General features: G+C 67.0%; 10 protein-coding genes. 2 read left to right on the top strand and 8 right to left on the bottom strand.

Annotation, left to right across the window (positions count from 1 at the left end):
• Positions 1-93: 93 nt before the first annotated feature.
• The 4 genes from EPK82_RS06300 to EPK82_RS06285 form a co-directional block, all read right to left on the bottom strand.
• Positions 94-1,839, bottom strand: coding sequence for a potassium/proton antiporter (locus EPK82_RS06300; RefSeq protein ID WP_037049802.1), 1,746 nt, complete (start codon positions 1,837-1,839; stop codon positions 94-96).
• Between the two features lie 222 nt (positions 1,840-2,061).
• Entirely contained in the window at positions 2,062-3,867 is a 1,806-nt protein-coding gene (locus tag EPK82_RS06295; protein WP_134676068.1) for an acyl-CoA dehydrogenase, read from the bottom strand.
• A 121-nt stretch (positions 3,868-3,988) separates the two neighbouring features.
• The gene (locus tag EPK82_RS06290; RefSeq protein ID WP_134676067.1) at positions 3,989-5,041 is read right to left on the bottom strand and encodes an NAD(P)H-dependent flavin oxidoreductase; all 1,053 of its coding nucleotides are present in this window, start codon (positions 5,039-5,041) and stop codon (positions 3,989-3,991) included.
• Positions 5,032-6,222 carry a YbfB/YjiJ family MFS transporter gene (locus EPK82_RS06285; protein WP_134676066.1) on the bottom strand — a complete coding sequence of 397 codons (1,191 nt, stop codon included), beginning with the start codon at positions 6,220-6,222 and terminating at the stop codon, positions 5,032-5,034. Before EPK82_RS06285 ends, EPK82_RS06290 begins: the two co-directional genes overlap by 10 nt.
• Before the next feature lie 94 nt (positions 6,223-6,316).
• On the opposite strand from EPK82_RS06285, the gene EPK82_RS06280 reads away from it, so the two are divergent.
• Both EPK82_RS06280 and EPK82_RS06275 read left to right on the top strand, forming a co-directional pair.
• The gene (locus tag EPK82_RS06280) at positions 6,317-7,204 is read left to right on the top strand and encodes a LysR substrate-binding domain-containing protein (protein ID WP_037049796.1); all 888 of its coding nucleotides are present in this window, start codon (positions 6,317-6,319) and stop codon (positions 7,202-7,204) included.
• Between the two features lie 26 nt (positions 7,205-7,230).
• Positions 7,231-8,085: a 23S rRNA (adenine(2030)-N(6))-methyltransferase RlmJ gene (locus EPK82_RS06275; protein ID WP_134676065.1), complete on the top strand. Its 855-nt coding sequence runs from the start codon at positions 7,231-7,233 to the stop codon at positions 8,083-8,085.
• Between the two features lie 69 nt (positions 8,086-8,154).
• Here EPK82_RS06275 and EPK82_RS06270 read toward each other — a convergent pair whose 3' ends face one another.
• The 4 genes from EPK82_RS06270 to EPK82_RS06255 all read right to left on the bottom strand — a co-directional run bounded on the left by EPK82_RS06270 (position 8,155) and on the right by EPK82_RS06255 (position 13,092).
• Positions 8,155-9,408, bottom strand: coding sequence for an HD-GYP domain-containing protein (locus EPK82_RS06270; RefSeq protein WP_134676064.1), 1,254 nt, complete (start codon positions 9,406-9,408; stop codon positions 8,155-8,157).
• A 61-nt stretch (positions 9,409-9,469) separates the two neighbouring features.
• A complete protein-coding gene (locus EPK82_RS06265; protein ID WP_134676063.1) occupies positions 9,470-9,667 on the bottom strand; it encodes a putative motility protein in 198 nt (65 codons plus the stop codon).
• A gap of 15 nt (positions 9,668-9,682) precedes the next feature.
• On the bottom strand, positions 9,683-10,336 hold the full coding sequence (gene msrA / locus EPK82_RS06260; RefSeq protein ID WP_037049787.1) for a peptide-methionine (S)-S-oxide reductase MsrA: 654 nt from the start codon (positions 10,334-10,336) through the stop codon (positions 9,683-9,685).
• A 50-nt stretch (positions 10,337-10,386) separates the two neighbouring features.
• The gene (locus EPK82_RS06255; protein WP_134676062.1) at positions 10,387-13,092 is read right to left on the bottom strand and encodes a sensor domain-containing protein; all 2,706 of its coding nucleotides are present in this window, start codon (positions 13,090-13,092) and stop codon (positions 10,387-10,389) included.
• Between the last annotated feature and the right edge of the window lie 75 nt (positions 13,093-13,167).

Here is a 13,167-nt window from a genome sequence, read left to right as displayed (position 1 = left end):
CGGTGGCGACGAAAGGTGCTGGCGACGTGACGCAGGCACAGGCCTGAGGCCCGTGTCTGCTGCTGATGCTAGCAGAGTCCTTGCAGCGGTTTTCTAGAAGTGCAGCCCAGGGCCTGGGCGAGCGCCTTCGGGGAATCTGACGCCAACCTTGCGTACCTTGTTCCCTTCCATGGCGGCCACGGTCCAGGTCATGCCCTGCCATTCCACCTGGTCGCCGACGATCGGTTCGCCGCCGATCTCCTGCGCGATGAAGCGGCCCAGCGGCTGGTTGCCTTCGACCTCGCCGAGCTTGAGGCCGTAGAGCGCTGCCACCGCATTCAGCTCGGCATCGCCCTCGAGCACGAAATCGCCGAAGAAACGCAGGTCCTGGCCGCGCTTGGGCGCCTGGCTGAACAGCTTGCCGAGGGCTGGCAGGTCATGTTCGTGGCCGATCACGCAGAGCAGGTCGCCGGCTTCCAGGCGCGTGCTGCCCGATGGGTGCAGCAGCTCGCGGCCACGGAACAGCGCCGCGATACGCGTGCCCTCGGGCATGTTCAGTTCGCGCAGGGCGGCGCCGATGCACCACTTCTCCGCGCCCAGGCGATAGACGAACAGTTCCCACTGGCTGGTCGGGTGCACTTCCAGGCCGGCGCGCGACACCGGTGCCGGCTCCGGCGGTACGGTGACGCGCATCAGCTTGGCCGCCAGCGGCAGGCTGGTGCCCTGCAGCAGCAGGGAGATGATCACGATGAAGAAGGCCACGTTGAAGAACAGCTGGGCGTTGGGCAGCCCGGCCATCAGCGGGAACACGGCGAGAATGATCGGCACGGCGCCGCGCAGCCCGACCCAGGCGATGAACATCCGCTCGCGGTCGTGGAAGGCGCGAAATGGCAGCAGACCGAGGAAGATCGACAGCGGCCGGGCGAAGAGGATCATCCACAGCGCCAGGGCCAGCGCCGGCAGGGCGATGGGCAGCAGCTCGTGCGGCGTGACCAGCAGGCCGAGTACCAGGAACATGCCGATCTGTGCCAGCCAGGTGAGGCCGTCGAGCATGTGCAGGATGCCGTGGCGCGAGCGAATCGGGCGATTGCCCAGGAGCAGGCCGCACAGGTAGATGGCCAGGATGCCGCTGCCCCCCACCGCCGTGGTGATGGCGAAGATGATCAGGCCGCCGCTGACCACCAGCAGCGGATACAGGCCGGTGGCCAGCTCCATGCGGTTGATCAGGTTGAGCAGCAGCCAGCCGCCGCCCAGGCCCAGCAGGGTGCCGAGGCCGAACTGCTGCACCAGCTGGATCGGCAGGTCCCAGCTGAAACCGGTCTGGCCGCTGGCGAGCATGGCGATCAGGGTGATGGTGAGGAACACCGCCATCGGGTCGTTGCTGCCGGATTCGATCTCCAGGGTGGAGCTGACCCGTTCGTTGAGGCCGCGGCCGCCGAGCAGGGAGAACACCGCCGCCGCATCCGTGGAGCCGACGATGGCGCCGATCAGCAGGCCTTCCAGCAGGGTCAGGTCGAACAGCCAGGCTGCCGCCAGGCCGGTCAGGCCGGCGGTGATCATCACCCCCACGGTGGCCAGCGACAGCGACGGCCACAGGGCCACACGGAAACTGGAGACCCGCGTGCGCATGCCGCCGTCGAGCAGGATCACCGCCAACGCCAGGTTGCCGACCAGATAGGCCAGGGGGTAGTTGTTGAAGATGATGCCGCCAGGGCCGTCGGTGCCGGCGAGCATGCCGACGCCCAGGAAGATCACCAGGATGGGGATGCCGAAACGTGTCCCGAAAGCGCTGACCAGAATGCTGGCCGCTACCAACAAGGCGCCGATCAAGAACAGATTGTTGATGGCGCTGGCATCCAAATGCGCATACTCCTGGCTGGGTGGATGGAGCGCCGTCATGCATGGCGCGTGCCAGGGATTCTAACCGTAGCCTTCGTACCGCTGTCAAAAAGGTTATTACATTTTCACAAGCCACAAGCCACAAGCCACAAGCCACAAGCCACAAGCCACAAGCCACAAGCTTGAGCGGAGTGCGCTGCCGCTTTCTCTTGTCGCTTGAGGCTTGCAACTTGTGGCTGCTCTTTAGAACCAGCCGTCCTGCATGCCCAGGCAGGTGTCGTCGCGTGCCTCGAGCACGGCCAGATCGTGGTGGCAGCCCGGCACTTCCCAGGTCAGGAAGTAACGCGCGGCCTGCAGCTTGCCACGGTAGAAGGCCTGTTCCTCGGCGTTGTCGGTGCGCGCCAGGCCCTGTTCGGCGTGAATCGCCTGCTCCAGCCAGCGCCAGCCGATCACGGTGTGGCCGAACACCTTGAGGTACAGCGCCGAGTTGGCCAGGCCTTGATTGACCTTGCCGCTCATCAGGTCGCCGAGCAGTGCCAGGGTGACCGCTTGCAGGCGCGCCACCAGTTGCTCCAGCGGCTGGCGCAGGGCCGTGAGCGACTCGTGCTGGCTGGCGCGCTGGCAGCATGCGTTGATCAGCTTGAGCAACTGCTTGAGCGCGGCGCCGCCGTTCTGCGAGACCTTGCGCCCGAGCAGGTCGAGCGACTGGATACCGTGGGTGCCCTCGTGAATCGGGTTGAGCCGGTTGTCGCGGTAGTACTGTTCCACCGGGTACTCGCGGGTGTAGCCGTGGCCGCCGAGGATCTGGATCGCCAGTTCGTTGGCCTTGAGGCAGAACTCCGAGGGCCAGGACTTGACGATGGGGGTCAGCAGGTCGAGCAGCTCCAGTGCCTGGGTGCGCTCCTCGGCGGTTTCCAGGGTGTGGGTGTCGTCGAACAGCCGCGCGGCGTACAGGCCGAGGTCGAAGGCGCCTTCGACATAGGCCTTCTGCGTCAGCAGCATGCGCCGCACATCGGCGTGCTCGATGATCGAGATCTGCGCGCTGGACGGGTCCTTGCCGTCCGGCTGGCGGCCCTGCGGACGGTTGCGTGCGTAATCCAGCGAATAGAGGTACCCGGCGTAGCCGAGCATGATGGCGCCCATGCCGACGCCGATGCGCGCCTCGTTCATCATCTGGAACATGTAGGACAGACCCGCGTGCGGTTTGCCTACCAGATAACCGACGCATTCGCCGTTGTCGCCGAAGTTCAGCGCGGTGGAGGTGGTGCCGCGCCAGCCCATCTTGTGGAACAGCCCGGCCAGGGTCACGTCGTTGCGCGGGCCCAGGCTGCCATCGGCGTCGACGTGGAACTTGGGCACGATGAACAGGCTGATGCCCTTCACCCCGGGCGGTGCATCCGGCAGCTTGGCCAGCACCATGTGCACGATGTTCTCGGAGATCGGCTGGTCGCCGCCGGAGATGAAGATCTTGTTGCCCTTGATGCGATAGCTGCCATCGGCATGCGGCTCGGCCCTGGTGCGGATGTCCGACAGCGAGGAGCCGGCGTGCGGCTCGGTCAGGGCCATGGTGCCGAAGAAGCGACCGTCGATGATCGGCTGCAGGAAGCGCTCTTTCTGCTCGTCGCTGCCGAAGGCTTCGATCAGGTTGGCCACGCCCATGGTCAGCATCGAGTACGAGCTGGTGGCGCAGTTGGCGGACTGGAAGTGAGCGAAGCAGGCCTGCGACAGCAGGTTGGGCAGCTGCATGCCGCCCTGCTCGAAATCCCGTGTGGCGTTGAGGAAACCGGCTTCGTGGAACGCGCGCAGCGCGGGCTCGACCTCTGGGATCAGCACGGCGCTGCCGTCCACGTACTGCGGCTCGTGTTCGTCGCTCTTGCGGTTGTGCGGGGCGAACAGTTGTTCGGCGATGCCGCGCGCGGTGCTGATTGCCGCATCGAAGGTCTCGCGGTTGTGATCGGCGAACCGTGGGCGTTGGGTCAGGGCTTCGGCGTCGAGTACTTCATAGAGTTCGAAGGCCAGGTTGCGGGCGCTGAGCAGGGTCTCGGACATGGAACGGGTCTCCTGATGATCGTCCGAGTCTAGGCAGTCCGTTGCCCGACTGCCCAGCATCATCAGTCACGGTGATAAAGCGCCACACCACCCTGCCGATCCCGGCACCGCAGGAGCGGCCTCAGTCGCGATGGGACTCGAAGCCCCGCGCCAGCGCGCGGGTCAGCTCGGCGGCCGGCATCGGCCGGCAGTTGGCGACGTTCTGCCCGGCCCAGAGTGGCGAGAAGTCGCTGTCGCCCCGCGCTTCGGCTGCCGCGCGCAGCGGCGCGATGGCCGCCGTTGCCAGGGGGAAGGTGGGCGTCAGGGGACTGAGCGGGCCCTGCTCGCGCATCAGGCGATTGACGATGCCACGCGCGGGCCGACCGCTGAACAGGTTGGTCAGTGCCGTGTGTTGCGCTGCCGGGCTCTGCAGGGCCGCGCGGTGGAGGGCGCTGGTGCTCGCCTCCGGACACAGCAGGTAGGCACTGCCGACCTGCACGCCTGCGGCGCCAAGTGCCATGGCCGCCGCCACCCCACGTGCATCGCTGATGCCGCCCGTGGCGATCACCGGGACGTCGAGGGCATCCACGAGCTGCGGCAGCAGGGCGAAAGTCCCCAGCTGGCGGCTCAGGTCGTGATCGAGAAAGTGCCCGCGATGACCACCGGCCTCCAGCCCCTGGGCGATCACCGCGTCGACGCCGCGTTCCTGCAGCCACAGGGCTTCCGCCAGCGTGGTGGCGCTGGAAAGGACCCTGGCGCCACTGTCGCGCACCCGTTGCAGCAGGGCGTCGTCCGGCAGGCCGAAGTGGAAGCTCACCACGGCCGGGCGAAACTCCTCGACCAGTTCCGCCGCCTCGGCATTGAACGGCAGGCGCCCGGGGCCGCCTGCGATCGTTGCCTGATCCACGCCGAATTCCTGGTAGTACGGGGCCAGTGCCTCACGCCAGGTCGCTTCCCGGGCGGCATCCGGCTCAGGTTGCACGTGGCTGAAGAAGTTGAGGTTGAACGGTCGCTGCGTCAGGCCGCGCAGCGCCTCCAGCTCCTGGCGCAGGGCGGCCGGCGTGAGCATCGCACAGGGGATCGAACCCAGGCCTCCGGCCTCGCAGACGGCGGCGGCCAGGCGGTGATTCTGCGAACCGGCCATGGGCGCCTGGATCAGTGGCAGCGGGCTGCCAAACAGGTCATTCACGAGCATGGGGCGAGCTTCCTTTCGGTAGGTGAGTCGGGGGTGGGCGCCCGCCAGGTCCAGAACAATGACCAGAGCAAGGCCAGGGCGCCGATCGAGAAGCTGCTGGTCAGGCTGTGACCGGCGGCGGTCCAGTGCTCGACGAACCAGGGGCCGACCAGTTGGCTGCCGCCGTAGAGGCTGATCAACAGCGCGGCCAGGCGCGGTCCCTGGCTCGGTTTGAGCGCGCGGGCCAGGCGCTGCGTCAGCAGGACGGTGCCGAGGAAGGTACCGCCGACCAGCACGGCGCTGCCCAGCACACCGACAGGGCCGGGCAGCAGAACCGGCAGGGCGGTCCCCAGCAGTTGCAGCACGTAGTTGACCTGCAGGGCACGGCGGTCGCCGAGCCAGGCACCGACACGATTCCACAGGGTCGCGGAGATCAGGCAGGCCAGGGCGGTCCACCACCAGTTGCCGATCAGCAGGGGATGGCCGGGCGGAAGCTGTTCGCGGGCCAGTGCGGGGAGAAAGGTCAGCGGCAGGATGTAGCCCAGGCCGGCGCCCAGGTAGGCGAGCAGCAGCGGCAGGCTGCGACGGTCGATCAGTCGCCCCGATGCACTGGCCTGGGCGCTGGCGGGCAGCTGCTGGGCCAGGCGTCGCAACATTCCGGCGCTGATCAGGGCAAGGGGCAGGGCGACCAGCGCGATGGGCAGCCAGCGCAGCGGCCCCTGCCAGGGCGTGAGCACGACCAGCGCGCCGCACAGCAGCATGCCGCCTCCCAGGCCCAGGTAGACCAGGCCACTCAGTGCCGTGGCCTGACGCACGGCCAGCCATTCCAGCACCAGTGCCGGGGCGAGGACGAAGACCACACCGTTGCTGATGCCGTTGCTCAGGCGCAGGAAGGCCAGCATGTCGATGTCGCGGGTGAATACCTGGGCCAGGGTCAGCCCGGCGTTGAGCAGCAGCGCGACCGGCAGGCCCAGGCGCAGCCCCCGGGGGCTGGCCATGGGCAGGGCGAGCAAGGCGCCGAGCAGGTAGCCCAGATAGTTCCAGGTGGCCAGCTGGGCGCCCTGGGCCAGACTGAACAGGCCATCGTCGAGCAGCAGCGGCAGCAGCGGGGTGTAGGCGAAACGGCCCAGGGCATGCACCGCCACCAGTGCCAGGGCGGCGGCGAGGATGGCCTGGAAGCAGTCGCGGTCGAGTTTGAGCATCGGGCCTCCGGTCGTGCTGCGCACCATAGTCGTTGTTCTGTATGGACTGTTAGTGAAAAATACTGCGCTCAGTTTTCACTTTTGGTGAAAGATCATGGATGCCTGGCAACGTCTCAACCCGCAACTGCTGCGCTATTTCCTCGCCGTCGCGCGTGAGGGCTCCCTCAGTGCCGCCGGTGTGCGGCTCAATTGCGTGCCGTCGAACGTCTCGGCGCGCCTGCGCCAGCTGGAGCAGCAGCTCGACACGCGCCTGTTCCGCCGTCAGGGCCAGCGGCTGCGCCTGAGCCAGGCGGGCGAGCGCCTGCGACCGCATGCCGAGCACCTCGAGCAGCTCTGCCAGCTGGCCTGGCGCAGCGTGCAGGAGGATGTGTGGAGCGGTGACTTGCGTCTGGGCTCCATGGAGACCACCGCTGCCGTGCGTCTGCCCGAGCTGCTCGCGGCGTTCCATCAGCGTGCGCCACGGGTCAACCTGCAACTGAGCACCGGGCCGAGTCGGCGCCTGGTCGAGGAGGTGCTGGCCGGGGAGCTGGATGCCGGCCTGATCGGTGGGCCGTTCGAGCATCCGCAGCTCGATTGCCTGCCGATCTGGCAGGAGGAGCTGATGCTGGTCCTGCCACCCGCCCAGGACGCCGCCAGCCTGGGCGCGCGCCCGCAAACGCTGCTCGGCTTTCCCGAAGGCTGTCATTACCGCGAGCGCCTGGAGCGCTGGGCGCTCACCAGCGACCTGCAGGTGGCGGCGCGGCAGAGCTATGGTTCGATCGATGCGATCTTCGCCGGTATCGCGGCGGGCATGGGCATCGGCCTGCTGCCACGCAGCCTGCTCGAGCGCCATCCACGTGTGCACCTGGTGCAGTATCAGGCCATCGCCCCGCAGCTGGGGGCGACCACCACGCTGCTGGCGCGGCGCCGCGATGCCGGCGAGCACCCGCCGTTGTCCCTGTTGCTGGAGCTGATGCGCGCGCAAAGTCCGCTCAACGAGTAAACTCGACGGCTGTTTCGGAGACCCTCATGAACTACCGCCACGCCTTCCATGCCGGCAACCATGCCGATGTGCTCAAGCACCTGCTGCTGACCCGCCTGATCGCCCTGCTGTCGAAGAAGGAGGCGCCTTTCGCCTACCTCGACAGCCATGCCGGGATCGGCCTGTACGACCTGCAAGGCGATCAGGCCAATCGCACCGGCGAGTACCTGGAGGGCATCGGCCGTCTGTGGCAGGCCGAGCAGTTGCCGGATGCGGTCGAAGCCTACCTGGACGTGGTGCGGGCGATGAACCCCGATGGCACGCTGCGCTACTACCCTGGCTCGCCGGAGCTCGCGCGGCTGCTCAGCCGCGAGCAGGATCGCCTGCTGCTCAACGAGAAGCACCCCGAGGATGGTCGTCTGCTCAAGGACAACATGCGTGGTGACCGCCGCGTGGCCGTGCACCTGGGCGAGGGCTGGCACGTGCCCCGCGCCCTGATGCCCACCCGCGAGAAGCGCGTGTTGCTGCTGATCGACCCGCCGTTCGAGCAGGCGGACGAATTGCAGCGCTGCGTCGAGGCGCTCAACGAGGCGCATGGGCGCATGCGCCAGGCCATCGTGGCGATCTGGTACCCGATCAAGGATGAGCGCCAGCTTGCGCGCTTCTACGCCGGCCTGAGCAAGAGCAACGCGCCCAAGCTGCTGCGTGCCGAGCTGTACGTCCATGCCCCGGACGATGCCAGTCGCCTGAGCGGCTCCGGGCTGGTGATCAGCAATCCGCCATGGGGCCTGGAGGACGAGCTCAAGCAACTGCTGCCCTGGTTGGCCGATGCGCTCGGGCAGAGTCAGGGCGGCTGGCGTCTGGACTGGTTGGTAGAAGAAGCGGCAAGCGGCAAACCATGAACGCGTAGCCCGGATGAAGTCCGGGACCCGTGGCCGCCGAGCCCCGGAGTGCATCCAGGCTGCCAGGGCTCAACCGCGCGCGTGGTTCGGTTCGATGTGATAGCTCAGGTTGCGCCGCGGGCTGAGGTACTCCAGCACTTCCAGCGGCAGTTGTGACGGGCGCAGGCTGCGCGCGATGGCCAGGTCGCTGTCTTCGGCCAGGTCGACGATCAGCGCTTCGTGCTTGGCCACGCTGGCGTCGTAGAGGATCAGCGTCGGCCTCAGTGCCTGGGTCGGGTTCATGCCCAGCACCAGCGCGTAGCGCTCGTCTTCCAGCTGCACCAGGCTGCCAGGCGGGTAGATGCCCATGACGCGGACGAAGGCCTTCAGCGCCACCTCGTCGAACTGTTCGCGCTGCTGCTTGAACATCTGCACCAGCGCCTCGTGCGGGCTCAGGGCCTGGCGCGGGTCGAGCGGGTTGCACAGGCCGTCGAAGTGATTGGTGATGGCCACCAGGCGACTGAGGCGGCCGATGCCCGCCTCGCGCAAGCCGCGCGGATAGCCCGAGCCGTCACAGTGCTCATGGTGCTCGTGGATGATGCGCAGCACCTCGTCGTCGAGCATGAGCTTCTGCCCCATGCGCAGGCCGAAATCGGTGTGCATCTGCAGCAGCTGCTGTTCCGGGCGGGTCAGCGGCTCCGGCTTGAGCAGCACCTTGCTCGGTACCTCCAGCTTGCCGATGTCGTGCAGCAGCGCCCCCAGGCCCAGGCTGTGGCAGGCCTCGCTGTCGAGACCCAGCTGGCGCCCGAGCAACAGCGCCAGCACGGTGACGTTGAGGGCATGAAAGTAGCTGTCTTCGGCGGCTTTGCCGGTGATGCCGTGCAGCACCACGCCGGGTGCGCCAAGGAGTGTCTCGACCATTTCGCTGACGATGGCGCCGGCCTGCTGTACGGCGTCCTCGGGACGGCTGCGCAGGGTCTGGTTGAGGGTCTTGATGCGTTGGCTGGCTTCGCTGAAGCGCCGGTCGACCTCCGCCAGGCGGCTGCGCAGGTGACGCAGTTTCTGCGCACGCTCCTGGCGGGCCTGGTGCTGCGGGTCGACAGGTGGTGCCTCGACTGCGGCTTCGCCGGGGCTGTCGGCCGGCTCCAGCGGCGCGCAGTCGCTGCGTGCCGGGTCGTAGCGCAACCGTTCGAGGTTCAGCGCGCGCAGGGCGCGAATCTGCGCTTCATCCTTGATCTTGAAGTTGCTGAAGGCGAAGTCGTGCTCCCACCAGCTCAGCTCCAGCTGAACGTAGAGGCCGATGCACAACTGCTCGGGAGAAATGTAGACAGGGCTGGCGGACATGCCGTGTACGCACAAGGATGGCTATTTGCCGGCAGTGTAGTCCGACAGGCGCGGGCGGTCATCAGGCCATCACGTCGATGCTGTTGCCGAGGTGGGGCGGATTGCTCGGCGCGCTGGCCGGCGCAGCCGACTGCACCAGGCCGGCGATGTTGGCGGCCTGCAGGTCCAGCGTCTTGCGCAGCAGCAGAAGCGACATCTGCGCGGAGATCTGCGCAGATGCCTGGGTGGATACCTGGCTGGCGAGGCTGCTGACTTCCACGAGGGTCTACCGGTTTCAGGATTCAGGGGGTAGACATACGCCTGTTCCGCCGAGGCCGCAATAGCCGTTGGGGTTCTTCGCCAGGTACTGCTGGTGATAGGTCTCGGCGTAGTAGAAGGTCGGCGCATTGCCGATCTCGGTGGTGATGGTGCCCAGGCCCGCCTTGTCCAGCTCGGCCTGGAAGCGCGCCTGGCTGGCCAGGGCCGCGTTCAGTTGCGCGGCGTCGTGGCAGTAGATCGCCGAACGGTACTGGGTGCCCTGGTCGTTGCCCTGGCGCATGCCCTGGGTCGGGTTGTGCGCTTCCCAGAACACCTTGAGCAGGGCCTCGAAGCTGGTCTGCTGCGGATCGAACACCACCAGCACCACTTCGGTGTGCCCGGTCAGGCCCGAGCAGACTTCCTCGTAGGTCGGGTTGGGGGTCAGGCCGCCGGCATAGCCCACCGCCGTGCTGTACACGCCTGGCTGCTGCCAGAAGCGTCGCTCGGCCCCCCAGAAGCAACCCAGGCCGAATACGGCCTGCTGCAACCCGGCAGGGAAGGGCGGCTTGATCGGGTGGCCGTTGAGGTGATGGACATCGGCCACCGGCAGCGGCTCGTTGCGCCCCGGCAGAGCCTGTTCGGCGCTCGGCAGGGCCAGCTTGTGGACGAGTATCTGGGAACGCAGAACCATGGCGGTCTCCTGAAGGTGGGCAGGTCTTTGACTTGGTGTGACGCCGCGTATTACAGCCGCTGGTCGGCCTGTGGGCGGCAGGGGTAGCGGCGCAGGCTGTCGATCAGCTCACGGCCCGAGATCGGTTTGTCGAACAGGTAGCCCTGGCCGACATCGCATTGCTGGCGCCGCAGGAAGCCGAGCTGGGCGCCGGTCTCGATGCCCTCGGCGACCACCTTGAGCTTGAGGTTGTGGGCCATGGCGATCACCGCCGAGGTGATCTCCATGTCGTCCTGGTTGTCGGGAATGTCCTTGATGAAGCTGCGATCGATCTTGATCACGTCGATGGGGAATTTCTTCAGGTAGCTCAGCGAGGAGTAGCCCGTACCGAAGTCATCCATCGCCAGGGTCAGGCCCAGGCTCTTCAGGCGGCCGAGCTGGTGGCGGGTGTCTTCGGTGGCTTCCAGCAGCAGGCTCTCGGTCAGCTCCAGCTCCAGCAGCCGAGGGTCGAGCTGTTCCTCGTTGAGGATGGCGGCGACGGAACCGACCAGGTCGGGGTCGGAGAACTGCTTGGGCGACAGGTTGATCGCCACCTGCAGCTGCCCCAGGCCGATGGCGGCGATCTGCTTGCTCATGCGGCAGGCCTGGCGCACCACCCACTTGCCGATGGGGATGATCAGGCCGGTTTCCTCGGCCACGCTGATGAACTGGTCCGGGCGGATCATGCCCTTTTCCGGGTGCTGCCAGCGCAGCAGCGCTTCCATGCCGAGCAGTTGCCCGCTCTTCAGGCAGAGCTTGGGCTGGTAGAAGACTTCCAGTTCGTTCTGGGTCAGGGCGCGGCGCAGGTTGTTCTCGACGAACAGCTTGTAGTTGGCCTCGGCGTTCAGGGCTTCGGTGAACAGCTGCACCTGGTGCTTGCCGTTGGCCTTGGCCTTGTGCAGGGCCAGGCCGGCGTGCTTCATCAGGGTCTGTGGGTCGTCGCCGTGCTCCGGGGCGATGGCCAGGCCGACGGAGCCGGTGATGCTGATCAACTGGTTGTCGACGAACAGCGGCTTGTCCAGCGTCTGCAGGACCTGCTGGGCGATGCGCATACCGCCGTCCTGATCGCTGCCATCGAGGAGGATGGCGAACTCGTTGCTGGCGAAGCGCGCCAGCGTGCCCTGGGTGCCAAGGCTGTTGCGCAGGCGCCGGGCCAGGGCCGAGAGCAGCTTGTCGCCGGTCTGGTGGCCGAGGCTGTCGTTGATGCGCTTGAAGTTGTCGATGTCCACCAGCAGCAGCCCCATGGGGCGCCGGGCATGGCGCGCGAAACGCTCTTCCAGGCTGCGGATGAAGGCGGGCCGGTTGCCGAGGTTGGTCAGGTTGTCGGTGTAGGCCAGGCGCTCGATACGTTGCTGCGCCAGCTTGGCGTCGGTGATGTCTTCGTAGATGCCGATGTAGTGGGTCAGCTCGCCATCGTCGCCGTAGACCTTGGAGATCGACAGATGGCCCCAGTACGGCTCCTGGCTCTTGCGCCGGCTGCGGAACTCGCCTTGCCAGCTGCTGTGCTCGGCCAGGCTGGAATCGGCGTCGAACAGCAGGTCGCTGAGGTTGGACAGCGCCGGCAGCTCGGACAGGCGGTGGCCGCAGACTTCGTCGCTGCTGTACAGGGTGATGGCGGTGAAGCTCGGGTTGACGTACTCCACGCGACCGTCGCGGTCGACCAGCAGGAAGGCGCTGGCGCTCTGCTCCACGGCGCGCTGGAACAGGTGCAGCGCGTTGGTGGCGGAGCGCTTCTCCTGATTGATCAGGACCTGGGCGAACTGGTCGGCCAGCTCCCCGGCGAAGGCGATCTCGTCGGCCTGCCAGATGCGCTTGGCGCCGATGTGCTCGAGGCAGAGGATGCCCACCACCTCGCCTTCGATGCGGATGCTGGCATCGAGCATGGAACTGATCCCCAGCGGCTCCAGGTAGGTCGGCTTCAGTTCGCGGGTGCGCAGGTCGTGTTGCGCGTCGTGGGCATCGATGGCGCGGCCGCTGTGCAGCGCTTCCAGGTAGTGGGGGAAGCTGCGCGCATCGATCGGCGGCAGTTGTTCGTGGCGATCCAGGTCGCGGCGGTACAGCGAGATGCAGTCGAGGCTCTGGCTGTTCAGGTGCCAGATGCCCGCACGGGCGACGCCGTAAACCTCGCAGGCAGCCTGGGTGATGAGCTCGGCCGCCTCCTGCTGCGGATCGCTGGAGACATAGCGCTGGCGCGACAGGCGCACGATCAGCTGCTGCTGGGTATGCGAGCGGGCCAGGTGCTGCAGGTGGTCGCGCTGAGTGCGCTGATACTGCTGCAAGGCGTTGCGCAGGTTCTGGTTCTGCGCCAGCAGCTCGCTCTCGTCGGGGGTATGGGCGGCGAGGCGTTCATCGGCGATCAGCAGGTAGCCACGCAGCAGCTGACGGTTGTGCTGCCTGAAGGGCTCGCCCATCTCCAGCAGGTTCAGTGCGCCCTGTGGCGTGTGCAGGGTGTAGCGCACCAGGTAGTGCTGTCCCTGCAGCAACTGTTGCTGGATGCTGTCGTGCAGGCGATAGCGTGCCTCGGGCTCCATCAGGCTGGCGTAGGGGGCGTCGATCAGCGCACACAGATCGGCGGCGCTGATGCCCAGCTTGCGTTCGCAGGCCGGGTCGAGAAACAGCAGTGCCCAGCTTGGCTCGTTCAAGCGCTCGAAACGCAACATGCCGAGCCGTGATGGCACTGGCAACTGCGTCACAACCTCGGCTGCCGAACGGGGGCCGGCATCGGGATGGCTTTTCATTGGGCGTTGGGCTTCCAGTATGCTGACCAGGCGAGGCATCCGTTCTCGGTACAGAGTCACCACCGCCGCAGGGCG

Origin of the sequence: Ectopseudomonas khazarica (assembly GCF_004521985.1) — a bacterium.
GTDB lineage: Bacteria > Pseudomonadota > Gammaproteobacteria > Pseudomonadales > Pseudomonadaceae > Aquipseudomonas > Aquipseudomonas khazarica.
This window is presented reverse-complemented; position numbering and strand designations above follow the sequence as displayed.

What these genes read in the sequence shown, in the direction of transcription:
- msrA (WP_037049787.1), bottom strand. Translation starts at nt 10,336, where the DNA reads ATGGTTCTGCGTTCCCAGATACTCGTCCACAAGCTGGCCCTGCCGAGC.
- EPK82_RS06280 (WP_037049796.1), top strand. Translation starts at nt 6,317, where the DNA reads ATGGATGCCTGGCAACGTCTCAACCCGCAACTGCTGCGCTATTTCCTC.
- EPK82_RS06270 (WP_134676064.1), bottom strand. Translation starts at nt 9,408, where the DNA reads ATGTCCGCCAGCCCTGTCTACATTTCTCCCGAGCAGTTGTGCATCGGC.
- EPK82_RS06275 (WP_134676065.1), top strand. Translation starts at nt 7,231, where the DNA reads ATGAACTACCGCCACGCCTTCCATGCCGGCAACCATGCCGATGTGCTC.
- EPK82_RS06290 (WP_134676067.1), bottom strand. Translation starts at nt 5,041, where the DNA reads ATGCTCGTGAATGACCTGTTTGGCAGCCCGCTGCCACTGATCCAGGCG.
- EPK82_RS06295 (WP_134676068.1), bottom strand. Translation starts at nt 3,867, where the DNA reads ATGTCCGAGACCCTGCTCAGCGCCCGCAACCTGGCCTTCGAACTCTAT.
- EPK82_RS06255 (WP_134676062.1), bottom strand. Translation starts at nt 13,092, where the DNA reads ATGAAAAGCCATCCCGATGCCGGCCCCCGTTCGGCAGCCGAGGTTGTG.
- EPK82_RS06285 (WP_134676066.1), bottom strand. Translation starts at nt 6,222, where the DNA reads ATGCTCAAACTCGACCGCGACTGCTTCCAGGCCATCCTCGCCGCCGCC.